Raw genomic sequence first — 26,427 nt, 5'->3', positions numbered from 1 at the left:
ATCTCTGGTATGAATTCTTTCGGAATTATTGATTTGTTACTTTTCTTAGGAATTAGTCAAGGTGTTTTTCTAGCAATTACGCTCTCATTACTGCATAATAGAAATAAATCAGCTAACAGAATTTTATCATTGCTATTGCTTATTGCTTCTATTATGTTAATAGGAAGGATATTTTATCCAAAATTTTCTGGAGTTCTCTTCTTTAGAATAGCATGTTTTGTAGACACATTGATTTTTATTTTTGGTCCATTATTGTATGTCTACATTAGGAGATTAACTTTTTTAGAATCGCCAGTATATCGAATGTCGTTGTATCATTTTATTCCAGCATTTCTTCATCTTGCTTTTTTTGGTTGGACACTATTTTATTCTCAGGAAGAAGTATTAAAAATGATACAGAATGGAGATTTTGGAATGATTTATTTTATTGTCGAAACCCTAGGCTTAGTTAGTAATCTTATGTATACTATTTTGTCTTATGGTTTATTACAAATCTATAAGAAAGAGGAAAAAGCAAATCTTTCATATTCTCAAAAAGTCCAAAAATATATTGAGATGTTTTTGATAGGTATTTCTATTTTTATGATTTTATGGGTTATAAGTTATCTGAATAGTTTCTTTATTAGAAGAAGAGAATTGGCTTTTGTAAGTTATCATTTAATTTGGGTTTCGATACCTGTTTTTATTTATATAGTTGGTTTCTTTAGTTTAAAACAGCCAGAGGTTTTTAGAGTTCCTATACAGAAGAAAAAAAGAGAAATAAAGCAGCGATTGTCGGGAAAAGAGTTAGAGCAGCTCAAGAAATCTTTGGAGGAGTTAATGGTTGCTAAAAAAATATATCTTAATAATGAACTTACGTTAAAAGATCTTGCTAAGGAATTGGGTACTACTACCAATAATGTTTCTTGGTTGTTAAATAATATTCATCAATGTAGTTTTTACGACTATATCAACCAATATAGAGTTCAGGAATTTATTTCAAAAATTCAGAATGGAGAACATTTTAAACACACGATTTTGGCCTTATCACTAGATTCTGGTTTTAATTCTAAATCTACTTTTAATAAGGCATTTAAAATGGTTAAGAATGATACTCCAAGCAATTATATTAAAAGTTTAAAAACTAGCTAAAAGCGTTTCATAGTATACACTCGGTCGATTTGAGGAGATTTTTGATTCAATTTTGAAGTAAACCTTAAAATTAAATCAAATGAAACGAACAGTTAGTTATTTTTTTAGTCTTCGAAAATTAAGATATACTCTTATTACGTTATGTGCTCTTCTTACGTTTTTATTGCTTTCTTCATGTATATCAGGAGAAGTGCCAAATATTAGTACCTCCGTAGAGACAGTAGTAGAAGGTTCCTTTTACGATGGGTTGGCCATTGATCGAAAAGGGAATTTATACGGGTCTGATTTTGTTGGAAATACAGTTTATAAAATGAATCCGGATAGAGAAGTTACCGTATTTGTAGATGGATTAGTTTCTCCAAACGGTATTGGAATTAACAAAAAGAATGAAGTATACGTTTGCGATCATTTTGGAAATACTATTTATCAATATTCTGAAGATGGAATCCAATTAGATAGTATTCCTGCAATTTCTCCAGCAGGAATCAAAAGAATACCAGGAACAAATGATATGTTATTTGTTGAATATAATACGAATACTATTAACATTTTATCAGAAGATAATACGGTAACCAAACTATATGAAGGAATACCGATAAATGGACCTGCAGGAATAGCATTCGATAAAAGAGGAGATGCATATATAGGAAATTTTAATGATAGAAAGATCTATAAGTATAAAGATGGTGTTCTTACTTTTATTGCTGAGTTACCTGCAACGGCTGCGAATGCAAATTTCCTTGGATTTTTAACGTATGCACGAGGTTTTCTTTTTGCTACACAACTTGGAGAACACAAAATTTATAAAATTAATCCTAATAAAGAGAACGAATTTGAGGTGTTTGCTGGAAGTATTTTAGGAAATAACGATGGTGATATTTCCGAGGCTACTTTTAATTTCCCAAACGGAATTTTGGCAAGTAGAAATCAGAAGACTTTATATGTTTCTGATGCAGGAACAAGTAATCTGCGAATTATAGAAAGTAGTATTGAATATTAATCTTAAATCAAATAATTATGTTAAAATCAATTTTAAAATTAGATGGGGTAAAACAAATGAATATTGAACAAAAAAGAAGCGTAAAAGCAGGTTTTGGCTCACAGATTTGTGTAGAAGGTAGTGCTTGTAGTTTTGGGAGTTTTGGACCAGTACCATTTTTACCTTGTATGCTTGGGGTTGAAGATGAGGAGCTGCAATGTGTAAATGGAGTATGGACAAGAGTGTGATTTTTTTATCCAAAAGGATCTTTCATGAAAATTTTTTGTCATATGAAAGAGAACAAAAAGGTATTTTTAAAATATTAATTGAATAAGGGAATTTTCCTCTTTTTTATTTTGTACCTTATACCAGAATTCAAATAATCTTAAAACAAATTATTATGTTAAAATCAATTTTAGCTCAACAGGGAGTAGAACAATTAAACAAAAAACAACAACAAACAGTAAATGGAGGAAGCGGTAATTTGAATGATTTTTGTCACTCAGATCAAGAATGCTGTTATCCACTAATCTGTGCAGGATGTTTATGTAGACCTGTAGGAGGACCAGTATAAAAACAAGGCTAATTCAAATATTTTTAAAGTCCAGAATATGTAAATATTCTGGACTTTTAGTTATAAAGATGTTTTCCAAGCGGTAAAAGACCAAAGCCCATTCTCAAAGAAATTTATAGACATTTTCTCTTTTTCTTTATCGAAGCTAAATCTCACCAGAATATCTTCAAATGTGAAAAAGAAGGTATCGTAAGAAGAAGGATTAACTACTATTTTTACACCGTCTGAAAATATTATTCTGATTCCTTTACCATCTTTTTCGACTATAACTTTGCCAATAAATCCATTTTGATAGGTACCTGTATATGTGTTTAAAATCGAATCTTTTAAAACTATTTTATTCGGTTTAAACCAACTATGTTCTTTGGTTTCGTTGATTATTGATTTTAGATTGCTGAAACTGTAGGAGACATTACCCCTTGATATAAGATCATAAATGTTTGTTTTAATTATTGTACCTGGATCGTGTTTAGAAAAAAACCAAATCTCTCTGGTAGTGAGATTTTGAATATTCGAATACATGGTGGCTCCATTTTTTTGAGCGGTTTCTTTGCATATTAAGGTCATAGTCGATAAACTAGCTCCAAGTTCGGATAACTTTGAAGTAGCAATAGGATATCTCCAACAAGAAGTACCTTTTTCTTTGCTACAAACATCAAAATTTGTTGATACTAAATGATTGCCATTCGTAACTAATTTGATACCAGAAGCACTTATGATTGCAAAATGTCCTTGCTTATCTGCTACATGCATTTGAGCACTTGTAAATCCGTTTTGAAACCAATAGGTGTTAAAGAATTCAATTACTTGTGTTACAGTGCTAAAATTTCCTAGAATGAAAGGTAATATAGCATTGTCACCCTTTGGAAATACTTTTTTAGAAGTAGGATCGAAGTTTTCGACATTTGGTATAGCATTAAAGTCGAAAGTTAGACCAGCTTCATTCATACCTCCTTGCATTTGTCCTCCTTGACCGTATTTTGGGGATAGATAAGATAATGTATAATATCCATATTTTTCATCCTTAGATTTTGGATATACATTTATAAAATTAGCAATTCCAAAAGGACCATCCTCATTATTTGCATTCCATACATGTCCATTTTTTGCTATTGCGCTTACTATTGTACATGGTATAGCTGAAATAGGAACGCAAAAAAAGATAGTAAGAAATACTATAACCTTTAAGATAAATGTTTTTCGTTTTTTCATGTCACTAAGATTTTGGGTTAATAAATATTTTGGCAATTGCATATACGTTTTCAAATAGATCCGCAGATGTTCCATTTTTATTAGCTAGCATGGATATAGATAAATTGTACTCTGGAAATAGCATTAGTAATGAAATAGATCCATTAGCAATGCCGCCATGATGCCATATATTAATTTGTGTACCATTTTCGAATATGTCTTTGGTGTCATTTCTCCATCCAATAGCATAATTTTGTTCATTGATTTCTGAATTGTTTAGTAGTACTGGTGTAGTAAGCAATTCTCTGGTTTTTAGGTCAAAAAGACGATGATTTATAAAAGCGTTCCCTAACTTAACCAAGGCTGTAGGAGATGCTAAGTATCCTCCACCAGCCCATTTATTGCTGTTGTTTACCGGATACACTTCTTTATAGTGTTGGTCTTGTACCTCGTAAAATTTTACTGCATTTTTTATGGTTTCAGAAGTCTCTTCTTCAATATATTTTGCTTTTAAAGGATCAAATACAGATCCTTTCATAAATTTTGGGAATGCTTTTCCAGTAGCTCCTTCTAGCATTGCACTTACTAATGTATAATTATAACTGCTGTAGCTAAACTGTTCGCCAGGATCAAATAATAATGGATCATCACTAAATAATTCAACACTTTGTTCCACACTAGAAAAAGAGTCGTTGTTATAATATTCCCAAACGGGAAAGCAAAAGCAAACTCCATAGTTTCGTATTCCTGATGTATGAGACGCAAGCTGTTTTAGTGTCAGTTCTCCAAGATGATTTTTTATATAAGGAACTAGTTGTTTTACTTGTTGATCCAAACGAAGTTTATTTTCATGAAGAAGCACTCCAATTCCTAATGAAGTTACAGCTTTAGATGTACTTCCTATTCTGAATTTAGTATTTAGATCTACCAATGTTTTGTTTTTAATATCTTGGTATCCCATTGCGTTAGACCAAATTACCTTGTTATTCTGACCAACTGCAATCGATACAGCTGGTGCATTTAATCTCTTATAGATAATTTTTAAAATACTATCAGCTTTTTGTTGCGTAATATTTTTATGTGCGTGTATTGGGTTTAATTCACTTTTGTCTGGAGAATTATTCCAACCTGATGTATATGTAAAAATAGGCTCAAAAAAGAAGTAGCTTAATAGTAATAAGGTTATAATTGTTATAGATATGATCGCTTTTTTCATGATAGTTTCTGATTAAAATTGAGATAGGTTTCCCAGTCATTAAGAGTAGTTCTTAATGAAGAAAAAAGAATTCTTAAGAAGTGAGAATATTATTCTAGATGAGTTTCTTCTTGTTTAGCTTTTATCATTTCAGAAATTCTGTACAACAAAATAATTTCTAAGATAATAGTTGGAGTAAGCAAGAAATATCCTAGAATCCCTAATAATACTGTTGCCATACATCCATAAGCAATGATTTCGAAGATTCCTGTAGTTTTGGCTAGCATTCCTAAAGCATTTTGTAATCTAATAACAGAAATTCCAAATAGAACACCGATAATACCAATAGATACGCTATGAGCACCTACTATGTACATGGTATCAAATTCTCCAAGATATAGGGATATGATATCATAACTATAGAAAATGATTGTCATAATTGTTAAGATAAAAGCTATAATTCTTAACAGATAGTTTTTGAAAATTTTGCCGGATAATATAAATCCCCGCATAAACAAAATAAATGAAGCTAGCACTGTTAATTTAAGAATACTATAGATTGCATTAGATACAATCATTGAATTATCAAAGTATCGTGCATAATCAAAAGCAAACTCAACGAAGCCTAATATAAAATAGATGATTCCGCTAATCCATGAGATGGTAAGTTGTCTATTTAAGAAAGAAGCTTCTTTACTATCGTCAATATCTAGCAGAAATAGTTTTTTAAATTCTTTGGTTACCTGAGAATCTCTTGTTTGGATGTCTTCGAGATCATAATCTAAAGCGGACAATATGGTTTTAATAGTGTAACTTCTTGGTGTTACCTCTCCTGCTTCTATGCGTTGAATGGTTCGAACACTAATGTTACATTGTTCTACGAGTTCTTCTTGAGTTAACCCTTTGGATTTTCGTAATTCGGATATTTTTATTCCTAATGCTGGCTGTTTCATGATTTTTAAGTTATTAGATTCTGTAGAAGTAGTATTCTCTGCAGTAGAATGACTAGAACTTGTTTTCATTTGATACAGCAATATTAGGTGTATGAGATAGTATCTCAAATTTTTACGCTTGACTTTGACCCGACATTAACCTGACATTTCAGTTATAGTGCGGTGTTCGAAGATTTTGCTAGGTTTATTTAATTTTGAAATATAGGAATTATTTCGAAGTATTCCTGTTTGTCTTAAGAAGATATTTGTAGCAATTACACAAAATTAAAATGGAAGATAAGTGAACTTAATACAAAAAAAGAAATATTGTTTTTAAAAGTATAGAAAATAATTAGGCACAATTTCTCATATTATTTAGGTAGCTTTTTACCTCTATAAACATTGCCTGTTTACTATACATACTGTCTATGTTATTTGAAGAATGATATCCAAAAACATAATTCGCAGAAAATTCTTCGATATCTATCAATTCTGGATGGTTTTTATAATTTTCCAATTCTTCTGCAAATCGTTGTTTTAGATTTTTATAATTGATAGCATATAATTTGTGGGTATCTAATCCATCGATTATCTGATACACTTTGTCATTAATCTTTTTTATTTGCTTCCAAGTTCCTTTTAAAAAACTAAATTCTTCTTTCTTTTTCATAATCTAAGTTGGTTTACATTGTATTATGATGTAAAATTACCTAGAAAAGGAACTTACAAAAATTTTAAACGATTAGTTAGGCATTACTATCGACGAATTGCAATTAAGTATCGTTAAGCTGAATATTCTTTAGGATCCCTTGCGTTAGATGGAACTTTACTAAGAATTTTGTTCGGTTTTTTGTTTAAATTTTAGAGGTTGCAAAACGTGTAACGCACGATCAATGGTATTAATATTGTCAAACGTAAGTAACAACCTTAATCCGTTTCTCGTATTTTTTTCTTTCATCTTACACTTAGTTGGGTTTTTTTGTACAAATTGAAGTACTTGACTAAATGCAGGGCTTTGGTAGAAACTAGATTGTTGATCACTAATAAAATATCCAATCAATTTGTTTTGTTTCATAATTACTTTCTCAATTCCGATGCTTGTAGCAATCCATTTGATACGCACTGAATTCAAAAGATCAGTGGCTTGATCTGGTAATTCTCCAAAACGATCTATAAGTCGTTTTTCATAAGCTTGTAGTCCTTTTTCATCTTTGATCTCATTAAGCTCTTTATATAAGTTAAGACGTTCTGTAATATTATTAATATAACTATCAGGAAACAACAATTCGAAGTCTGTATCGATTTGGGTATCTTTAAGATAGACTTTTTCTTTAGAGGTATCTTCATATAATTCTGCGAACTCATTTTCTTTCAGCTCTTCGATCGCTTCGTTTAAGATTTTTTGATAGGTGTCAAATCCAATTTCATTAATAAAACCACTTTGCTCTCCGCCCAATAGATCTCCAGCACCTCTAATTTCTAAATCTTTCATAGCAATGTTGAATCCACTTCCTAATTCTGAGAATTGCTCTAATGCTGTAATTCTCTTTCTGGCATCGTCGGTCATTGCAGAATAAGGAGGTGTAATAAAGTAACAAAAGGCTTTCTTGTTACTTCGCCCTACACGACCACGCATTTGGTGTAAATCAGAAAGCCCGAAATTATTGGCATTATTGATAAAAATCGTATTGGCATTGGGTACATCCAACCCGCTTTCAACAATAGTAGTAGAAATCAATACATCAAATTCTCCATTCATAAAAGAAAGCATAAGACTTTCTAGTTTTTTACCATCCATTTGCCCGTGTCCAACAGCCACCTTAGCATCAGGTACTAAACGTTGTACCATTCCGGCTACTTCTTTAATATTTTCTATTCTATTATGAATAAAATATACTTGTCCTCCTCGTTGTATTTCATAACTAACAGCATCTCGTATACTCTCCTCATTAAACCGAATAACATTGGTCTCTATTGGATAACGATTTGGTGGAGGAGTGGTTATAGTAGAAAGATCTCTCGCAGCCATTAAACTAAATTGTAATGTTCTTGGAATAGGAGTTGCCGTTAAGGTTAGAGTATCTACATTTTCTTTAATGGTTTTTAACTTATCTTTTACCGATACACCAAACTTTTGTTCTTCATCGATAACTAACAATCCAAGATCTTTAAATTTTACATTTTTATTTACTAGTTGATGCGTTCCAATAATGATATCTACTTTACCGTTGGCTAAATCTTCTAGGGTTTCTCGTTTTTGTTTAGCAGTTCTAAAACGATTCACATAATCGACAACAACTGGAAAATCTTTAAGTCGTTCTCTAAAGGTTTTTGCATGCTGAAAAGCAAGGATGGTTGTGGGTACAAGTACCGCAACTTGTTTTCCATTATCTACTGCTTTAAAAGCAGCTCTTATCGCCACTTCTGTTTTACCAAAACCAACATCGCCACATATCAGACGATCCATAGGTCTTTCGCTTTCCATATCAGCTTTTACTGCTTCTGTTGCGGTGCTTTGATCTGGAGTATCCTCATAGATAAAGGAAGCTTCTAATTCATGTTGCAAATAACTATCAGGTGCATACTGAAATCCTTTTTGTAGTTTTCTTTTGGCATATAACTGAATTAAATTAAATGCTATATGTTTTACTCTGGCTTTTGTTTTTTGTTTTAGCGTTTTCCAGGCTTTAGACCCTAATTTGTAGATCTGTGGAGCTTTGCCGTCTTTACCATTAAATTTCGAAATTTTATGAAGGGAATGAATACTAAGATATAGCACATCACGCTCTCCATAAATGAGTTTGATGGCTTCTTGTTTTTTGCCTTCAACGTCTATTTTTTGTAAACCACCAAATTTTCCAATTCCATGATCAATATGGGTTACATAATCTCCAACTTCGAGATTGGTAAGTTCTTTTAGGGTAATCGCTTGCTTTTTGGCGTACCCACTTTTAAGATTGAATTTGTGATAACGCTCAAAAATTTGATGATCTGTATAACAAATAATTTTTTGATCATGGTCTATAAAACCTTGATATGCAGAAAATACTACAGTTTCATATTGTTTAACGTCTAAATCAGCATCATCAAAAATGTCATGGAAACGTTTTGCCTGTTGTTCGCTAACACAAAAGATATAGTTTTTATAACCCGCTGAATGATTTTCATTAAGGTTTTCAATTAATAAATTGAATTGCTTATTAAATGAAGGCTGAGGTTTTTTGTTATATTTTATAGCATAATCAGCTTTGGTAAAAGGTCGATTGCCAATTTCTACTAATGTAAAATCTAAAAGTTGTTTTTTAATAACTTCTGATGAGGTAAATAATTCATCCGGAGTTGCATGTTTGATATCTTCAGATAATGTTTTAAAGGTCTCTTTGGCTTTTTCATAATTTTTGTCAATTCTTGAAGATAGTAGATCAATATCTTTGACAAAGATTACTGTTTTAGAAGCTATATATTTTAAGAAACTTTCACGAGTTTCTTGTATGGCTTTATTCTCTACATTGGGAATGATTGTGATTTTCTTGATTTGATCGGTAGACAATTGTGTTTCTACATCAAAAGTTCTAATACTATCTACTTCATCACCAAAAAATTCTAAACGATAAGGTTCATCATTACTAAATGAAAAAACATCTACAATTCCACCACGAACCGAAAACTCTCCGGGTTCAGTTACAAAATCGACTCGCTGGAATTGATATTCGAATAGCACTTCATTTACAAAATCCAATGACAATGTATCACCAATCGAAATTTTCAGCGTGTTCTTTTCCAGTTCTTTTCTGGTTACTACTTTTTCGAATAAAGCATCTGGGTACGTAACAATTAAGGCTGGTTTTTTTCTAGAGTTAATTCTATTTAATACTTCGGCTCTAAGCAATACATTTGCATTATCAGTTTCTTCGATCTGATAAGGACGTCGATAACTTCCGGGATAAAAAAGCACATTTTTATCACCTAATAATTGTTCTAAATCATTAAGGTAGTAGGCAGCTTCTTCTTTATCATTAAAAATGCATAAGAAAGGTTTTTCACTTTTATGAAAAGCATCTTCTATGGTAAAAGATAATGATGATCCAACAAGACCTTGAATATGTGTTTTACTTTCAGACTGGGCAATAGCAGTTCCCAGTTTCTGCAATTGCGGAGACTGTGCAAAAGTTTGCGAGATAGCTGTTTTACTCACGTAGCAAATATTTTAAAGCAAATATAATAGCTACGTAGTTGTATCCAAAAAATATAGCTGATTTATAAGTGAAACTGAGATAACAATTTTTCAAAATCCTTTTCAGAATTATACACATTACAAGATACTCGTATGGCATTTCCTCTGTAGGAAACAAAAATTTGTTCTTTTTTTAGATTAGCTTTTATCTTTTCTAAACTCAAATGTTCCGGAAGATATATGCCAAATAAGTGATGTGCTCTATAGTGATCTTCTTCTATAAAACAATCTAGGGCTTTAAGTTTATCAATAGTTGCTTTAGAAATGTTTTTAGTATACTCCTGAATATTTTTAGGTTGCCATTGGATCAACTGTTCGATGGCTTTCGTAAGCATTGGAGTTAATATAAAATTGCTAGATTCTCCAACGGAATATCTTGCTGCTTTTTCTTTATACTGATCTTGATAATTTGTTAATCCAGAAAAATCTTCACTATTATGTCTGTTCATCCAATTGTGCTCTATAGGTGTTCCATTGCTAAAAGCATCACTGTAATATGCCATTCCAATGGAATAAGGACCTAATAACCATTTGTATCCCCCACATATTAGGGCATCTGGTTGTATGTCTTCTACAGAAAATGGCAATGCACCAATACTTTGCGTTCCATCAATGACCATCATAGCATTTACAGCGGTTGTTTTTTCTCTAATCGCTTGGAGATCAAACAAAGTACCATCTGCCCAATGCACATGTGGTAAAGCAATTACAGCTGTGTTTTTCGAAATAGCATCTAAAATAGATTGATTCCATTTTTTGCCACGGCTGTTAAATTCTTTAGGAGGATATACAATTTTTATAAGTGCATTATTCTTTTTAGCTACTTCTTGCCAGATATAAACATTACTAGGAAACTGTTCATCTACCAAAATGATTTCATCTCCTTTTTGTAGTGGAACATTATTCGCAGCATTCGCGATTCCATAAGAAACAGAAGGTATGATAGCAGTATTATGATGGTCTGGTGCATTGATTAACGATGCGAAACGTTTTTTTAAAACTTCTCTTTGGCTAAAAAAATCTTCAGGTAAAATTTCATAAGGTTGTGCTTTTCTTTGTACAGCAGAAATACCAATATCTGTTACCGATTTTAATTGTGGAGACATATACGCTCCGTTGAGATAAGTGATTTCTTCAGAAAGGTCAAAAAGATGTTGTTGGTTTTGCATATGAAGTGTTATTGATGCACTAAAATAACTTCCTTTTGGGTAATAGCATATATTTTAACTTTTTCTATAGGTTCTAAGATATGAGTGCCAGTAAACTCCCCAAAAGCAGGAAGTATTAATTGATGTTTTGTTTGATAATAACAAGGCAAACGCAAACGCTGCTTACCTAGACCACCAAGTAGCACTCCTGGATGAATATGCCCACAAAAATTATAATAACCATCTCTTTCCTCTGGATGATGACTTAAGAGGAAATTATCTATCAGTATTTCTGAAGCTACTTTTATACCAATTTTCTCATATTTAAATGGAGAAATAATATCATGGTTACCGACAATAAGAACAAATTCTATGGAGGATCTTTGAGAAATCCAGGATTCGAAGACATCCCATTCCTTATTCAAGTAACTATGAAAAAGATCTCCTAGAAAACAGATATGTTTGGGGTTAAATACATTTATAACATGGTCTAGTTGCTCAAAGTTTTTTTGGATTGCATCCTGTGGAACGGCGCTACCATGTTTTCTAAAATGAGATACTTTACCGAGATGAAGATCTGCAATCAAAAGCATATTTCTTTCTTCCCAAAATATAACTCCAGAAGGGTGTAAAATAAAAGATTGATGTTGTATTTGTATTTTTTGCAATTTCTAAAGGAATGCTAATAAACTTATTTCTTAGACAACAAAGCTACCATCTTTTTGATACGATCTTCTAATTTTTCGCTAGACATTTTTTCACGAAGTCGATCTGTAATAATTGGAAAAGAAAGAGGAGTTGCTTTTTTACAGGATTTCCAAATGATTTTTTGCTGCTCAATTCTTTCTAATGCCTCTTGTAAACGTCCTTCTTCCAACTGATGCTCAAAGGTTTCTACAAAAGCCTGTTGGTATAGAAGGTTGTCTGATTCAAAGTCTCTAAAAACATTAAATAATAACTGAGAACTGGATTGCAGATGCTTGTTTTTGAGCATTTTTTCTGGATATCCTGTAAATACCATCCCAGAGATCACAGCAATGTCTCTAAATTTTCTTCTAGCCATTTCTGTAGCATTTAAGCTTTTCTGAAGATCGCTATGCATATATTCTTTGGTAAAAAGATCATTATCGATCACTTGCTGCATATCTATTTCCTGATCTGATAATAACTCAAAACCATAATCATTAAAGGCTATAGAAAAAGAAATCGGAGATAAAAGACTAATGCGATAGGCTAACAAACTCCCTAAAGCTTCATGTACAAATCTTCCCTCGAAAGGATAAAAAATTGCATGATATCCCTCTTTAGTTTTAAAAGTTTCTATTAAAAACTCTTCTGGACCAGGAATGATACTTTCTTCTTCTTGCTTTTTAAATATGTGAGATAATGCGATTAATTCTGGAGATTTTTTTTCCTCATTAGTAGCTTTGTATAATTCGTTACGAAGCAAGTCAGACATTTGAGAAGTTAATGTCAATCTTCCACCCATCCAACTGGGAACCTTAGAGGTTCTTTTAGAAGATTTTCGAACTAATACTTTCATTTCTTTAATACGTACAAGTTCTAGATTTCTGCCGGCAAAGGTAAATACATCACCTGGTTTTAATTTAGAAATAAACCACTCTTCAATACTACCAATATAACCGCCTTTAAGGTATTTCACCGTTAAGACAGCATCACTTACTATGGTTCCGATCTGTAGGCGATGACGCATTGCGATTCCTCGATTATTAACTTTAAATAATCCATTTTCCAGAATTTCTACTTTTTTATACTCGTCATACTGCTGTAAGCTTTGACTACCGATGGTAATGAAATTAAGAATCCATTTCCAATCCTCTTCAGAAATTGCCTGATAGCAGAAAGTACTTTTGATTTCTGGAAAAATGGTTGCAGGATGGAAACCATCAGAAACAGCAAGTGTGGTAAGATATTGTACCAATACATCAAAACTATTCAGATAAGGAATACGATCTTCTACAGTATGTTGTTGAACAGCTTGTTGCAAGGCAGAAGCTTCTACTAGTTCTATAGCATGAGTTGGTAAAAAATAAATGACACTAGTTTTACCAGGTTGATGACCACTACGACCAGCGCGTTGTAAAAAACGTGCTACTCCTTTGGGTCCGCCTATTTGAATAATGGTTTCCACCGGAGCAAAGTCAACGCCTAAATCTAGACTAGAAGTACAAACCACAGCTTTTAGTGATTCATTTCTAATGGCTTGTTCTACCCATAAACGTGTTTCTTTATTAATACTGCCATGATGCATGGCCATTTCTCCAGCAAACTCGGGATATTTCTGTAGAATTTTCTGGAACCATATTTCACATTGACTTCTTGTGTTGGTAAACAATAAAGTCGTTTTACTCTTTTTAATAATGGGCACTACCTCATCCAATAAATGAATCCCTAAATGACCTCTCCAAGGAAAGGTTTCCATTTCATTAGGAATAATACTCTGAACTTTAATCTTCTTTTTGATATTTGCCTTTACGAGAATCGAATTCTCTAATGCTTCTGATTGATGACCTAACAACACTTCTCTCGCTTGTTCCAGATTACCAATAGTTGCTGAAATTCCCCAAATGCGAAGATCTTTCGCAATAGTTTTAAGTCGAGATAACGCTAATTCAATTTGTACACCGCGCTTGGTTCCTAACAATTCGTGCCATTCATCGATAACAATAGCACTGCAATTTTTAAAAGTTTTATCATATCCTTTGGAAGCAAGCAACAGTTGAAGACTTTCTGGAGTAGTAATTAGTAAATCCGGCATGGATCTTTTTTGGGCAGCTCTTTCTTTTTGTGAAGTATCTCCCGTACGAATTCCTACGGTAAGTTGTGTACCTAAGTCTTCTGCAAATCGTTCTGTGGCTTGCTTAATTTCTTGTGATAAAGCTCTTAAGGGAGTAATCCATATGGCTTTTAAACCTTTTTTATGTTTGCTTTTGTAATCAGGGTTTTGTTTGATGTAATTGAGAACAATCGGTACCCATAACGCATAAGTTTTTCCACTACCTGTCGGAGCGTTTAACAATCCATTTTTACCCTGTAAAAATGCTTTCCAACTTTGTTTCTGAAAAGGAAAAGATTTCCATTGCTGTTGTTGAAACCAGGATTCTGCTATATGAAAGAGTTCCTTTTGTGTCATTTTGTATTTGTTATTCCTTACCCTGATAGGGGAAGGTGTCCTGTCTTGACAGGGCGGAAGGGGTGAACGCTACCCTATCCGATTCAGCATTGCTGAATCACCTTTCCCTTCAAAGGGAAAAGGAACTTTTTATTCTTTTTTAAAATTATCTTTTATTTCTTGTAAAACAGACGGTAGATAATCAAACACCATTTTGTTTTCAAAACGGATTACTGAAAAACCCAATTCACTCAGATCTTTGTCCCTTTTTGTATCTTTATCTTCTGCTGCGGGATTGTTATGGACTTCGCCATCTAATTCAACAATTAATTTCTCCTCAGCACAATAGAAATCCACTATATAATTATTTATACTATGTTGTCTCCGAAATTTTTTTCCTTCAAATTTTCTTTTTTGAAGATGTTTCCATAGAAATGCCTCCGCTGAAGTTAAGTTTTTACGAAGTTGTTTTCTATTATTTCTAAGCTCTGGTTTGTTGTGTATTTTTTTCATCATAATTAAACCTATATTCTCGATCCGATTCATCGTTGCTGAATCACCTTAATCTTAAAGGGAAAATGGAGTCTTAATATATCATTTTATGAGCAATTTCAAATCTTCTAAAGAATTGGCTTCTTCAATTTTTTTATCTTGTCGCCATCGTAAAATACGAGGAAAACGGGTAGCAACACCACTTTTATGTCTTTTAGACAGAGCAATTCCTTCGAAAGCTATTTCGAAAACTAATTCTGGAGTTACACTTCTTACAGGTCCAAAGCGCTCTAGTGTATTTGCTTTTATAAATTTATCAACTTCTCGAAATTCTGCATCGGTTAATCCAGAGTATGCTTTTGCAAATGTTACGAGTTCCGTTTTGTCATTATTCCATAATCCGAATGTGTAATCCGTAAATAAATTAGATCGCCGCCCATGACCTCTCATGGCATAGGTAAGTACGGCATCTATAGTTAAAGGATCTACTTTCCATTTCCACCAATCGCCTTTTTTACGTCCCACCAAATAAGGAGAATCTTTTCTTTTTAGCATTAATCCTTCTGATCTTACTAATCTAGATCTATCACGTTCTTTTGCTAGTGCTGACCAAGAAGTAAAGGTCATTTTTTCTGATAGATGTAAAGGAATTTTATGCTCTTCTGATGTTTGTGTACTTAAAATATCATCGTATAAAGATTCTAATAATTCTCTTCTTTTAGAAAAAGGAAGGTTTCGAATATCTTTTCCTTTCCATTCTAATAGATCATACGCTTTTAATATAACAGGCGTTTTTTGCAGTAAATTTTTAGAAATGGTTTTTCTACCGATTCTGGTTTGTAGATCATTAAAAGTTCCAATTTCTCCGTTAGGAAATGGTAAAATTTCACCATCCAGAACGGTTCCATCAGGAATAAAATCTAAGAACTTTTGAAATTCAGGGTATTTGTCAGTAACCAATTCTTCGCCACGACTCCAAACAAAGATTTCTCTATTTCGAATAATAATTTGTGCTCTAATTCCATCCCATTTATGTTCCGCATACCATTCTGAGACATCTCCTAAATCAGAAACTTCATTTCCTACAGCATACGCTAAATAGAAGGGATAAGGTTTAGAAAGAAAGTCAGATTCCTTTTCTTCTAGTACTAAATCCTGATAGGAAATAGTATTTGGATCCCAATTTCCCATAAGCTTATACGCTAAAATATCTTCATCAATTTGTGTGGCTTTTGATAAAGCTCGTGTCATTAATTTTTGACTAACTCCAATTCGAAAACCACCAGTAATTAGTTTGGTAAATACAAAACGTTCATAGTAATTTAAAACCTTCCAGTTTTCATGAAGGTATGTCTTTTTTTCTTGCTCGGTTTTCTTTTTAAGAGTAATCATTTCTTCAAGAAATTGGGTCAGCGTTTTTGTTGTGCTTTTTGTGGAAGATGGAATTACCAAAGCAATGGTTTCGGCAAGGTCCCCTACAATATGATAAGATTCTTCGAACAACCAAAGTGGAATATTAGCTAATTCTGAAGCCCATGTTCTTAATAAGGTAGTATTTACAGGCCTAGGAGGTCTCCGATGCGAGAGAATAGCAATCGTCCATACTTTGTCTTTTTTTGGTGCTTGCTCAAAATAGGTGGCTAGCGCATTTACTTTTACGTTTGTTTTATTGGTACTGTCTAAAGTTTTAATGAGGTTGGCAAATTGTTTCACTCGAGAACCTCACTTTCTTTTTTGGTATCTATTTCGGCAAGTTCACCTTCGTACTGTGTTTTCTCCGTACGGGCATCATACCCTAATTCTCTTAGATACTTTGAAAATATCTCAGTGTATCCGTGTGTGGTAATAATTTTGGTTGCTCCTGTTTCTTTGATAGCTGTTAGTAATCCATCCCAATCGCAGTGATCAGAAAGTACAAAACCTTTGTCTATTGCTCTACGTCGTCGTGCTCCTCTAAAAGTCATCCATCCGCTTGCAGATGCAGTAACATAAGGAACCATTTTTCTGATCCAGGTACTACCATGTGCACTTGGTGGAGCGATAACGATATTACCAATAAAATCTTCTTTTTTGGTATCTCTTGTTACCAAAGTTGTCTCTGGGAAGGAAACCATAGGTCGAATAACATTTGTCATATTTTCTATGGCTCCATGAGTATAAATTTTACCAATTTCTGGATTTAAATATTTTAAGAGTCGTTGTGCTTTTCCCAGAGAATACCCAAAAAGAATGGATGTTTTACCTTCAGATTTATTTTCTGCCCACCAATTATTAATATCGTTAAAAACATCTTTTTGAGAAGCCCATTTAAACGCAGGTAATCCAAACGTACATTCTGTGATAAAAGTATGGCATTTAATAGGTTCGAAGGGAACCGAGATTCCATCATTTTCTACTTTATAATCTCCTGTAAAGACCCAGATTTCTCCTTTATGTTCTACTCTGATTTGCGAACTGCCAATGATATGACCAGCAGGATGAAAGCTAAAGGTAACATTATTGATAGAGAACGTCTCTCCATATGCTTTTCCAGTAACATTTATATCTCCTAAGCGATGTTTGATAATAGGGATATTCGTATGGTGTGTTATATATTGTTTGTGTCCCCATCTGCTGTGATCTGCATGACCATGAGTAATGATTGCTTTATCTACAGGTTTCCAAGGATCCAAGTATACTTTTGCAACAGCACAATAGATTCCCTTTTCTGTAAATTCTAAAAGTGGTCTAGATGGCATAAGGAGTTAGAACTATATTCCTATTGTTTTTTTGGAAATTACGGAATACTGGTTTTACAAAAAAGTGTTTAGCGAAATATTAGGAGTTGTTGATGCTCTTTTCCAAGATCCAACTTTTAGCGATGACACCTGAATTTTTTCCCATTTTAGGTTTTTTTTTATTGATTTCTATGGTCAAAATATAAGAATCTGGGTTTTACTTTGAAATCAATGTAACTAATTGATTTTTAAATTTTTGTAATTTTTTTTGTGAGGTATGATTCCACGAATTGGAGGTTGAGGTTCTTGTAATTGGATATTTTCTGACCTTATATTTGACCCAAGATTATCGATCGAAAGTTTAGGAAAAAATAACTACTAGAAAACAGAAAATATGAAAGGGATTACTGAACAGAAAATAAGAGAAGGAATCAAAAATGGGGATGAAATCATCTTAACATGGTTTTATAAAAAGAACTTTCCCTTAGTCAAAAATTATATTCTTCTAAATAGTGGTTGTTTGGAAGACACCGAGGACATTTTCCAAGACGCGTTGCTATTATTATATCTAAAGTTGAGAAACCCAGAGTTCATGATCAGGACTCCAATCCAAAATTATTTTTATGGTGTTTGTAAAAATATGTGGTTAAAGAAAGCAAATAGAAACAAAAAGGTATTGTTCAAGGATGTTTTGAAGGATGTCTGGAATCATGAAGAATCTACTGTCATAGAGAAGCTTTTTCAGAAAGATCGTAAACAACTGTTTCATGCGTACTTTTCTAATCTACAGGATACAACAAAGAGGTTGTGGCAGCTCATTTTTGAAGGGAAAGATTACCAAGAGATGGCTCAAATTACTGGATGTACAGAAAATTACTTACGTAAAAAGAAAAGTGAGACTAAAAAGAGTATGATACAAAGTATCTTAAAAGATCCTGTCTTTAAAGAATTAGTGAAAATATAAAAATACTATAGTAGACATATGCCTTGAGTGTCTTTAACTGTTCAGGGAGAAAACATTTTTAAATACTTTATACGATGAATAAATTAAGAAATTTAAACGGGGTAAAAACAATTTCTAAAAACAATCAACAAGCTATTAATGGAGGGTTTGGTTGTCCTATTTGTCCTGCAGGAACCTGTTCTCAATTGGACTTCTTAACAGGAAAGCATGTAGCTTGCGTTCCTTGCTAAGATTTTAAATAGACTTAAAATAATTAAGCCACTCTTTTTGAAAGGAGTGGCTTATAAGTTAATCTTATTGAATAAATTTATTTATAATGATCACGGGTGGTATTTTGATTATTCTTCTATGCCGCATAATCTATTACGGGTTTTACACCCATTGGATCCTGGGCATTCCCATGTCCAATCGGTGGGACAATTAAGATGACTGTTACAACCATTAAGGAATACAGTAGCATCCTCAAATGTAGTTGCCGTATTTCCCCCTTTTACATCATAAAAATTACGTCTTTCTAATTTGGCAACCTTAATTTTGTATAAGCTAAGCTTTTTCCCTTTTTTGTTTTTCATATATACGTTCTTTTTGTTTCAGAAATAAAAGTAATTATTATTCTTTTTGAAAAATTTAATTCATAGAATTTACTACTGTGTTTTCATGGAAATGACACTTTGTATAAATTGGGAATCAATGATTTATGTGGTTATTTCTTTTTCTAGTTGTTTGATGAAATAAGACGGATACATTCCTGTTTTTTGATAAAAAGCTTTCGAAAAAGCACGATCATTATTATATCCAAGTTCTCTTGCAATTCCTTTAATACTATACAGTCTAAATTTAGGGTTTTCTTTCAGTTGTTCGATTACATAGGCTATACGAAGTTCATTGATATAAGTGCTAAACCTTTTTTGCTTGTGTTGATTAATGATTTTAGACAAGTATTTAGAATTGGTTTGTAGTTTTTTGGCAAGAGAAGTTATCGTCAAATTACGGGCTAAAAAACCATTTTTGTCTTCAAATTGTGTAAGTCTTTCTAAAACTTCAGAAACAACATTTTCGGGAATACCTAAGGATTTTGAGTCATTAATATTGTTTTCTTTTGCAATTAGTAGTTCTGTTTTTTTGATTTCAAGATTGTTTTCGGGGTGCATTATTACTTGATACCTTTTTTTGTATTGTACTTTTCTATAATATACAGATAAGAAAAAAATGAAAAGAATAATTACCGCTAATAATGTGATACTATATTTTAAGGATATAATCTTTTCCTTTTCCTGTAACGTATTTATTAAATGTTGTTTCTCTTTAAGTAATTGAGGAGTATCGTATTTTTTAGTAATTGTTTTGTTCAAGCTTTTGTAATCCCTATCTAATACACTATCCACGGCAAACAATTTATTTATATAATGTAGTTGTTTGTTTTTATCATCTATTGATTTATAATGATTGATAAATAGTTCGTACGCTTCACGCATTTCTAAGGATCTGTACTTAGTGTTTTCATAATACCAATCTATTTTTTCTAATGAACTTAAAAACATTTTTTCATCACTATGCTCTTTATAAATTTTACTTAAATGTAAATAACCATCTACGATTGCTCCCATATTGTGAGATTCTAGTTTTTCAATCATCGGAATTGATTTGTTGATACTATCAATAGAAGCGTCATATTTTTTTTTGTAATATTGATTGATACCTTCGGCCAAAACGAATGAATAGTACACGTTTAACGTATCTTTAATAGATTCTTTAATGCCGAGGTTAGTATAATAGGAAGCAGAATCAATCTGGTTTAATTTTCTATAAGAATCTGCTAACATTAGAATAGTGATTAAATGCTCTTCCCCTTTAATCTCCCGATGTATTTCATATTTCATTACATCTAGGTATATCTTTTTTGCTTCTTGATACTCTCCAATTTCATCTTTTAATCTACCGATATTATGTTTGACTACATTATATAAATTGGTATTTACAGTATCAACGAATTCTAAAGCTTTTAAATAATCATCCAATGCCTTATTGTAATTACCGATTTCTTTGTAGGAACCTGCTCTGTTTACATATGAAATTACTGGATACAAGTCATGTTTTAAATTAGAACTGTAATAGATAGAGCTATCTAGATAAATAATTCTTTTTGATGGATTATGGATATGATTGAAGGATACTTGAAAATAACCTTTTGCTAATCCTAGATTATCTTTTTTTAGTTTGGCTTTAGCTAATAATATTTCAGCATAAAATGTAACCTTGATAGAGTCTTTCACATTTTTTATTAGAAGATTTTCCAGTTCGTCTAATGTCTTGTTTTGTAAAGAATCAGGTATAGCAGTGTTTTGAGTGTATCCAGTAAGGGTGATGATGAGTATAAAGATCATAAGAATGATCTTTTGTTTTTTGATATGATGAGTTTGCATGTTCCAAAAGTATTAAATTCACTATGGAAACCAATATGCCGTTATTAAAATTATATTTCTATATATTTATTGAGCATCAACGTGTTGAATCCTTTAAATATTTTGTTAACCTTAAAAAAGGACATCTTTATATTTTAAAAGGAATTAAGTTTGGTTATATTTGCGGCAAAATAAACAAAATACATAATGTCAATATCTGATTTATTTGATAGTGGGTTTCAAAAGAGAAATCAAGACCATTTTGCTGCTATCGTAAGAGTAGCAATGAGTGATGGAGTTATTACAGACGAAGAAAGAGCGTTCTTAGATAGATTGGCTCGTAATCTTGATATTTCTGAAAATGATTACAAAGAAATTTCTAAGAATTATGCTGCTCATCCTATCAATCCTCCGACTAGTTATGATGCAAGATTAGAAAGGTTATTTGATTTAGCGAGGATGGTATATGCAGATAACATCAAAGGAGATGATCAGGTAGTTTTATTAGAAAAATTATGTATCGGATTAGGTTTTAAATCTGATAATGCAAAGTATGTTGTGGATAAAGCCTTAACATTAGTAGATCAGGATGTGGATGGAGATACTTTTGCCGAAGAGATTAAAAATATGAACAGATAATTTTCTTTATTTACAAAGAAAATACATCCAACCAAAAATGACAAAAGCCGCTTCTATGAAGCGGCTTTTTTAGCTATTTGTTTAACTATTTTATATAGTAAATCTTCTTGTTCAAAGGGCTTGGCAATAAAATCATCCATTCCAGATCTCAGGCATTTATCTCGTTCTGCTTCGGTAGCTCTGGCAGTAAAACCAATAATTGGCACCTCTGCTATGGCTTTATCTCCATAATTTTTGCGTATCATATGAGTGGCCTTATAGCCATCTATTTTAGATAATTCTAGATCCATAAGAACTAAGTCGTAATTTCTTCGTTCCATATAGCTAATGGCCTGTTCTCCATTCATAGCAACATCTACAAAGAAACTACCGTGACTAATAAGTATTTTCATAATTAAGAATTGCGTAGACTCTTCGTCTTCCACAACTAAAATTCTGAATTTCTTTTTTGATTCGGGTAAACTATATTTTTTCTTTTTCTTTTCTGGCTTAGCTTTCGAAATTTCAAACTTAAATGGTAGTTTAATATCAAAAGTAGTCCCTTTATCCGGTTCGCTAGTTACTTTAATTTCACCATTCAGGAGGTCTACCAAATCTTTTACAATAGCTAGTCCTAATCCTGTTCCCGAAATCTGTTTGTCTCTATTAAAACGGGTAAATCTATCAAAGATATTTTCGAGGTCTTCTTCATGTATTCCTAATCCGGTATCTTCAATTTTGAAACTAACACTTAACTTATTGGTTCGTTGAAAGTTTTTAGTCACAGAAAGGCTTACTTTACCTTCTTCAGTAAATTTGAAGGCATTATTGAGCACATTATTAATAATTTGGAATACTCTTGTTCTATCTCCAATTAAATACTCCTGAATATTAGGATCAATATACGTTTCAAATGCTAATCCTCTATCTTCAGCTAATTTCGAATAGGTTTCTTGGAAACCTTCCATGAGATTTACAAACAAAAAGCGCTCTTCTACAATTTTTATTTTACCAGACTCTATTTTCGAAATATCTACCATATCCTCTATTAAAGAGTTAAGATGTAGACTTTGTCTTTTAATAATTCTAGCTAATTCTTCTTGTTCAAAATTTAAGTTGGTCTTTTGCAATACCTCTATAAATCCCAAAATACTGGTTAAAGGAGTTCTGATTTCATGATTGATATTAGCAATAAAACTGTTTTTAAACTTCTCTTTATCAATAAGAAATTTATTTTTGAGCTCTAATTCTTTAGCTCTAAGAACAGATTCATTTTTTTGTTGTGCTATTTTATTTAACTCGTGATATTTAGACGAGTAATCGAATAAAAGAATAACTACTTCTTTTGTGTTGATTTTAATAGTTACGTCGCATATCTTCTCTAGTTTTCCTTCTTCTAAGTGAATACAAGGAAAATTATAGGTGGTTTCTTCCTGTTCAAATATTTCTAGGAATCCCTTTATGATCTCAAAAAAAGGATGTGCATCATAAATAGAAGTACTGACTTTCCAACTAAAAATATTTGCATCGGTTTCCTTAATCACACCATCATGGCCTGTAATTGTGCATTGCATTTGTTGATCAAAAAACAACTTTTCTTCTTGGTAAGTCATAGGGCTATGATGTTATTTCGATAGAAAGATCAGTAAAGAAATTCTGAACATTTTTGTTTGTTTTAGCACTTGTTAAACAATCTACAGTAATGTTTAACTCATCAAATTTCTTTTGGATTTCTTTTTCGCTTACTAAATCTAACTTATTACCAATTGTTTTGATAATCACTTTTGGGTGATTTTTGGCGAGGTATTCTAAATCTTTAGTAAGATCTTTATAGGTGTCTATTCTTGTAAGGTCAAATACGTAAATAAAAGCGTTAGAGCCAAGAAGATACGATTTTCGCGTGTCTTCTATATCGGTATGACCTTCGGTATCCCAAATGATCATAGAAAGTTCTCTGCCATCTGGCATTTCAACAACTTTCTTTTTTATCTGAACTCCTAATGTTACTTTATAATCTTCAGAAAATTCGTTGTCAACAAAACGTCTAAATAATGATGTTTTCCCAACTCCAAAGTGTCCTAAAAGCACTACTTTTTTAGACAATGTCATCTTCAAAATGTTTTTTTAATTTATTTGTAAAAAGCTCATTATTTTCTAGATCCCTTCTGGAAATATGATTCTTAGCAAATTCAATAATTTGATCTTCCAATACTTCTTTAAACATAATGTTGTAGGCACCCGAAATAACAGCTGCTATATAATAAGAATAAAAATTTTGTATATGTATAGTATATAGTTCGTATTCTATTGTTTCTAGATTTTGATTACCGCCCTGAAAAGCATCTTCGACAAATCCTTTTATAGCGGTAAGCATTCCAGCGACCATATCTTTATCAATAGTACCATCAGAAAGAGGACTATAATCAGCAATAAGTAATCCAGAATCTTTTTCAACGACAAACATTTGGATTAATCTGGGTTTGGCGTAATCCGAAATTGCCAAATCACCGTCACTAATACCTTGTGCTTTTGCTTTGGTTCTTTTAAACCAATTTTTAAAAGAGAAAGCTTGTTTGGTTTTTTTGTTAATATTGTCGCTTAAGAGTTTCATTTCATGAGCGATGTAGCGCTTAATCATCTTTCCAATAATTGGAAATAAAGCTTCTACAACGGCATCCTGAGAATTCTTAATTTCTTCTTTTAGCGTTTGTGTAATCGTTGGGCCTAGTGTTTTAGGAATTTCTTCAACAAATTCTTCTAATTTGTCATCAATAATAGGATCTACTTTCTCAGAAAGCTCTTGCTTCTGATAAACTATTTTACTAAGCTCTTCAACTTTTTTAGCAATGGAATCTGCATACTCCTTCTCATCTGTAAGAAGAAGTTCTTTAAGAATTTTAAATTTGTCCTGCTCTTCCATAATCTTGGATAGGCAGATTACTTATTAATTTTCTCACCCATGGCAATCAAAAGATCACCTAACGTTTTTCTGTCGACTTTTTTATCATCTAACATGGAAACTTTGTCTGCTAAATTATCTTCTAATTCAGTGATTCTAATATTGATATCAGTACTTAAATTATCAATCGCTTGATGTAGCTCTTTTCTAGTGTCTTCAATAAAATCTTCTAGTTCTTTCTTTTTAGAAGAAATGTCTTTTTTTACGGCGTCAAATTCAGAGTTATAAGCCGCAATATTTTCTCCAAAAATTAAATTTTTTATTGCTTCTATCTTTGAAGAAGGATCGTTAGCAACCTGTTCTTGGACAGCTTTAGTTTCTTTAGCCATTATCGGTCAATTTATGTTTATTCTATGAGCTAAAAGTAAATTTAATATAAAAACATTAAAAAATACAGTCAATGAGTAATAATGTTAATCATTATTTCCTTTCAACTCCATTAAAAATATAATCCATCTAATCTATAGTCAAAGGGAAGAGTGAGGGGTAGGCCTACAGACAGATATATTTATTATGCAAGAATACTAAAAAAAAAGCAGTATCCAATTTAAATACAGATCATTGTATTATTATTACTATGTGAGATTAGAAGAATATATTATTTCGCACTCTCCTTTTGCATAAAAGATTCTACTTTCTTGACCATGTTTTTGCTTCCGCAGATAAACGGTGTTCTTTCGTGTAATTCAGTAGGTTTAATTTCTAGTATTCTTCTAAAACCATCACTAGCAAATCCACCAGCTTGTTCTGCTAAAAATGCCATAGGATTACATTCATATAACAATCGTAGTTTTCCATTAGGAGATTTGGAAGTACTAGGATACATATAAATCCCACCTTTTATCATATTTCTATGAATATCACTTACTAATGATCCGATATATCTAGATGTATAAGGACGATCATCTTTTTCTTCCTGGCAGTATTTTATGTAATCTTTAATTCCTTGAGGGAAATGAATATAGTTTCCTTCATTTACAGAATAAATTCTACCATCCTCGGGGAATGTCATATTAGGATGCGAAAGATAATAGGTTCCCAGAGCTGGGTTTAATGTAAAACCATTTACTCCATTTCCGGTTGTGTATACCAACATTGTGGAGGTTCCGTAAATAATGTATCCTGCTGCTACCTGCAAATTTCCAGGTTGTAAAAAATCTTCAATGGTTACGGGTGTTCCTGTTGGAGTAATTCTGCGATAAATAGAAAAGATAGTTCCTACTGAGACATTAACATCGATATTAGAGCTGCCATCTAAAGGATCCATTAAAACTACATAATTATTCCTATGATCGCTTTTTTGACCTTTAATGGTAATGAAATTATCATTTTCCTCAGAGGCAATACCACAAACAATTTCTCTATTGGTTAAGGTATTGATGAACGTTTCATTAGCAAGTACATCTAATTTTTGTTGATCTTCACCTTGTATATTTGTTTCTCCAACAGCTCCAGTTATGTCTACTAAACCTGCCTTGTTTACTTCGTGATTTACCATTTTTGCAGCAAGGCGAATGGAATTGATCAGTCGTGAAAGTTCACCACTTGCATATGGAAAATCTTTTTGGTTTTCTATAATAAATTCTCCTAAGGTTTGGTTTTTTCTTGTCATGTTAGGTTGTGTTGGATTTGTGCAAAAATATTATTTTTTAGACAACTAAAACGTTTTCGTAAGGCTAATTTGTCAAACTTAAGTGAGTTTTGTAAAAACTAAAATTAGTTCTATATAAGATTATAAAATTATCTAGATTCTAACAC

General features: G+C 32.1%; 25 protein-coding genes. 7 read left to right on the top strand and 18 right to left on the bottom strand.

Going from position 1 to position 26,427, the window contains the following annotated elements; translation table 11 throughout:
- The first annotated feature begins 9 nt into the window (after nt 1–9).
- From ACWNT5_RS03255 to ACWNT5_RS03240, 4 genes are all read left to right on the top strand, one after another.
- Complete coding sequence (locus ACWNT5_RS03255) at nt 10–1,131, top strand: helix-turn-helix domain-containing protein (protein WP_299604337.1); 1,122 nt, start codon at nt 10–12, stop codon at nt 1,129–1,131.
- A 79-nt stretch (nt 1,132–1,210) separates the two neighbouring features.
- Entirely contained in the window at nt 1,211–2,131 is a 921-nt protein-coding gene (locus ACWNT5_RS03250; RefSeq protein WP_456516593.1) for a hypothetical protein, read from the top strand.
- A 17-nt stretch (nt 2,132–2,148) separates the two neighbouring features.
- Nucleotides 2,149–2,358, top strand: a complete 210-nt coding sequence (locus ACWNT5_RS03245; protein WP_456516592.1) for a hypothetical protein — start codon at nt 2,149–2,151, stop codon at nt 2,356–2,358.
- Nucleotides 2,359–2,510: 152 nt separating this feature from the next.
- A complete protein-coding gene (locus tag ACWNT5_RS03240; protein WP_456516591.1) occupies nt 2,511–2,684 on the top strand; it encodes a hypothetical protein in 174 nt (57 codons plus the stop codon).
- A 60-nt stretch (nt 2,685–2,744) separates the two neighbouring features.
- On the opposite strand, the gene ACWNT5_RS03235 is transcribed toward ACWNT5_RS03240, so the two are convergent.
- The 11 genes from ACWNT5_RS03235 to ACWNT5_RS03185 form a co-directional block, all read right to left on the bottom strand.
- Entirely contained in the window at nt 2,745–3,896 is a 1,152-nt protein-coding gene (locus tag ACWNT5_RS03235; protein ID WP_456516590.1) for a hypothetical protein, read from the bottom strand.
- A gap of 4 nt (nt 3,897–3,900) precedes the next feature.
- Nucleotides 3,901–5,091, bottom strand: coding sequence for a serine hydrolase domain-containing protein (locus tag ACWNT5_RS03230; RefSeq protein WP_456516589.1), 1,191 nt, complete (start codon nt 5,089–5,091; stop codon nt 3,901–3,903).
- A gap of 89 nt (nt 5,092–5,180) precedes the next feature.
- Nucleotides 5,181–6,092, bottom strand: coding sequence for a helix-turn-helix domain-containing protein (locus ACWNT5_RS03225; protein WP_456516588.1), 912 nt, complete (start codon nt 6,090–6,092; stop codon nt 5,181–5,183).
- 262 nt (nt 6,093–6,354) lie between these two features.
- Nucleotides 6,355–6,672 (bottom strand): hypothetical protein, encoded by a 318-nt coding sequence (locus ACWNT5_RS03220; RefSeq protein ID WP_299604323.1) that lies wholly within the window; start codon nt 6,670–6,672, stop codon nt 6,355–6,357.
- Between the two features lie 159 nt (nt 6,673–6,831).
- Nucleotides 6,832–10,197: a transcription-repair coupling factor gene (gene mfd, locus ACWNT5_RS03215; protein ID WP_456516587.1), complete on the bottom strand. Its 3,366-nt coding sequence runs from the start codon at nt 10,195–10,197 to the stop codon at nt 6,832–6,834.
- Nucleotides 10,198–10,259: 62 nt separating this feature from the next.
- On the bottom strand, nt 10,260–11,405 hold the full coding sequence (locus ACWNT5_RS03210; protein ID WP_456516586.1) for an aminotransferase class V-fold PLP-dependent enzyme: 1,146 nt from the start codon (nt 11,403–11,405) through the stop codon (nt 10,260–10,262).
- Between the two features lie 8 nt (nt 11,406–11,413).
- Nucleotides 11,414–12,052 carry a ligase-associated DNA damage response endonuclease PdeM gene (pdeM, locus tag ACWNT5_RS03205; protein ID WP_456516585.1) on the bottom strand — a complete coding sequence of 213 codons (639 nt, stop codon included), beginning with the start codon at nt 12,050–12,052 and terminating at the stop codon, nt 11,414–11,416.
- A 23-nt stretch (nt 12,053–12,075) separates the two neighbouring features.
- Nucleotides 12,076–14,538 carry a ligase-associated DNA damage response DEXH box helicase gene (locus ACWNT5_RS03200; RefSeq protein ID WP_456516584.1) on the bottom strand — a complete coding sequence of 821 codons (2,463 nt, stop codon included), beginning with the start codon at nt 14,536–14,538 and terminating at the stop codon, nt 12,076–12,078.
- Between the two features lie 129 nt (nt 14,539–14,667).
- On the bottom strand, nt 14,668–15,033 hold the full coding sequence (locus ACWNT5_RS03195) for an endonuclease domain-containing protein (protein ID WP_299604313.1): 366 nt from the start codon (nt 15,031–15,033) through the stop codon (nt 14,668–14,670).
- Nucleotides 15,034–15,111: 78 nt separating this feature from the next.
- Nucleotides 15,112–16,722: an ATP-dependent DNA ligase gene (locus tag ACWNT5_RS03190; RefSeq protein ID WP_456516583.1), complete on the bottom strand. Its 1,611-nt coding sequence runs from the start codon at nt 16,720–16,722 to the stop codon at nt 15,112–15,114.
- Nucleotides 16,719–17,747, bottom strand: coding sequence for a ligase-associated DNA damage response exonuclease (locus ACWNT5_RS03185; protein ID WP_456516582.1), 1,029 nt, complete (start codon nt 17,745–17,747; stop codon nt 16,719–16,721). Before ACWNT5_RS03185 ends, ACWNT5_RS03190 begins: the two co-directional genes overlap by 4 nt.
- Nucleotides 17,748–18,120: 373 nt before the next feature.
- Between ACWNT5_RS03185 and ACWNT5_RS03180 the strand changes: the two genes are divergently transcribed.
- Both ACWNT5_RS03180 and ACWNT5_RS03175 read left to right on the top strand, forming a co-directional pair.
- Nucleotides 18,121–18,690 (top strand): RNA polymerase sigma factor, encoded by a 570-nt coding sequence (locus tag ACWNT5_RS03180; RefSeq protein ID WP_456516581.1) that lies wholly within the window; start codon nt 18,121–18,123, stop codon nt 18,688–18,690.
- Nucleotides 18,691–18,764: 74 nt separating this feature from the next.
- Complete coding sequence (locus tag ACWNT5_RS03175; RefSeq protein WP_456516580.1) at nt 18,765–18,920, top strand: hypothetical protein; 156 nt, start codon at nt 18,765–18,767, stop codon at nt 18,918–18,920.
- A 108-nt stretch (nt 18,921–19,028) separates the two neighbouring features.
- Here the strand turns inward: ACWNT5_RS03175 and ACWNT5_RS03170 are convergent, their stop codons facing one another.
- Both ACWNT5_RS03170 and ACWNT5_RS03165 read right to left on the bottom strand, forming a co-directional pair.
- Entirely contained in the window at nt 19,029–19,262 is a 234-nt protein-coding gene (locus tag ACWNT5_RS03170) for a class I lanthipeptide (RefSeq protein WP_456516579.1), read from the bottom strand.
- A 123-nt stretch (nt 19,263–19,385) separates the two neighbouring features.
- A complete protein-coding gene (locus tag ACWNT5_RS03165; protein WP_456516578.1) occupies nt 19,386–21,113 on the bottom strand; it encodes a helix-turn-helix domain-containing protein in 1,728 nt (575 codons plus the stop codon).
- 186 nt (nt 21,114–21,299) lie between these two features.
- Between ACWNT5_RS03165 and ACWNT5_RS03160 the strand changes: the two genes are divergently transcribed.
- Nucleotides 21,300–21,731 (top strand): tellurite resistance TerB family protein, encoded by a 432-nt coding sequence (locus ACWNT5_RS03160; RefSeq protein ID WP_299894478.1) that lies wholly within the window; start codon nt 21,300–21,302, stop codon nt 21,729–21,731.
- A gap of 53 nt (nt 21,732–21,784) precedes the next feature.
- On the opposite strand, the gene ACWNT5_RS03155 is transcribed toward ACWNT5_RS03160, so the two are convergent.
- The 5 genes from ACWNT5_RS03155 to fbp all read right to left on the bottom strand — a co-directional run bounded on the left by ACWNT5_RS03155 (nt 21,785) and on the right by fbp (nt 26,281).
- Nucleotides 21,785–23,323, bottom strand: coding sequence for an ATP-binding response regulator (locus tag ACWNT5_RS03155; RefSeq protein ID WP_299894481.1), 1,539 nt, complete (start codon nt 23,321–23,323; stop codon nt 21,785–21,787).
- Between the two features lie 4 nt (nt 23,324–23,327).
- Nucleotides 23,328–23,819 carry a Rab family GTPase gene (locus tag ACWNT5_RS03150; RefSeq protein ID WP_299604300.1) on the bottom strand — a complete coding sequence of 164 codons (492 nt, stop codon included), beginning with the start codon at nt 23,817–23,819 and terminating at the stop codon, nt 23,328–23,330.
- Entirely contained in the window at nt 23,806–24,630 is an 825-nt protein-coding gene (locus ACWNT5_RS03145; RefSeq protein ID WP_299604298.1) for a cell envelope biogenesis protein OmpA, read from the bottom strand. The genes ACWNT5_RS03150 and ACWNT5_RS03145 overlap by 14 nt, the downstream gene beginning before the upstream one ends.
- A 17-nt stretch (nt 24,631–24,647) precedes the next feature.
- Nucleotides 24,648–24,998, bottom strand: a complete 351-nt coding sequence (locus ACWNT5_RS03140) for a fructose 1,6-bisphosphatase (protein ID WP_299604297.1) — start codon at nt 24,996–24,998, stop codon at nt 24,648–24,650.
- 269 nt (nt 24,999–25,267) lie between these two features.
- Nucleotides 25,268–26,281: a class 1 fructose-bisphosphatase gene (gene fbp, locus ACWNT5_RS03135; RefSeq protein WP_299604295.1), complete on the bottom strand. Its 1,014-nt coding sequence runs from the start codon at nt 26,279–26,281 to the stop codon at nt 25,268–25,270.
- Between the last annotated feature and the right edge of the window lie 146 nt (nt 26,282–26,427).

The organism is Aquimarina sp. 433 (assembly GCF_054054605.1).
This window is presented reverse-complemented; position numbering and strand designations above follow the sequence as displayed.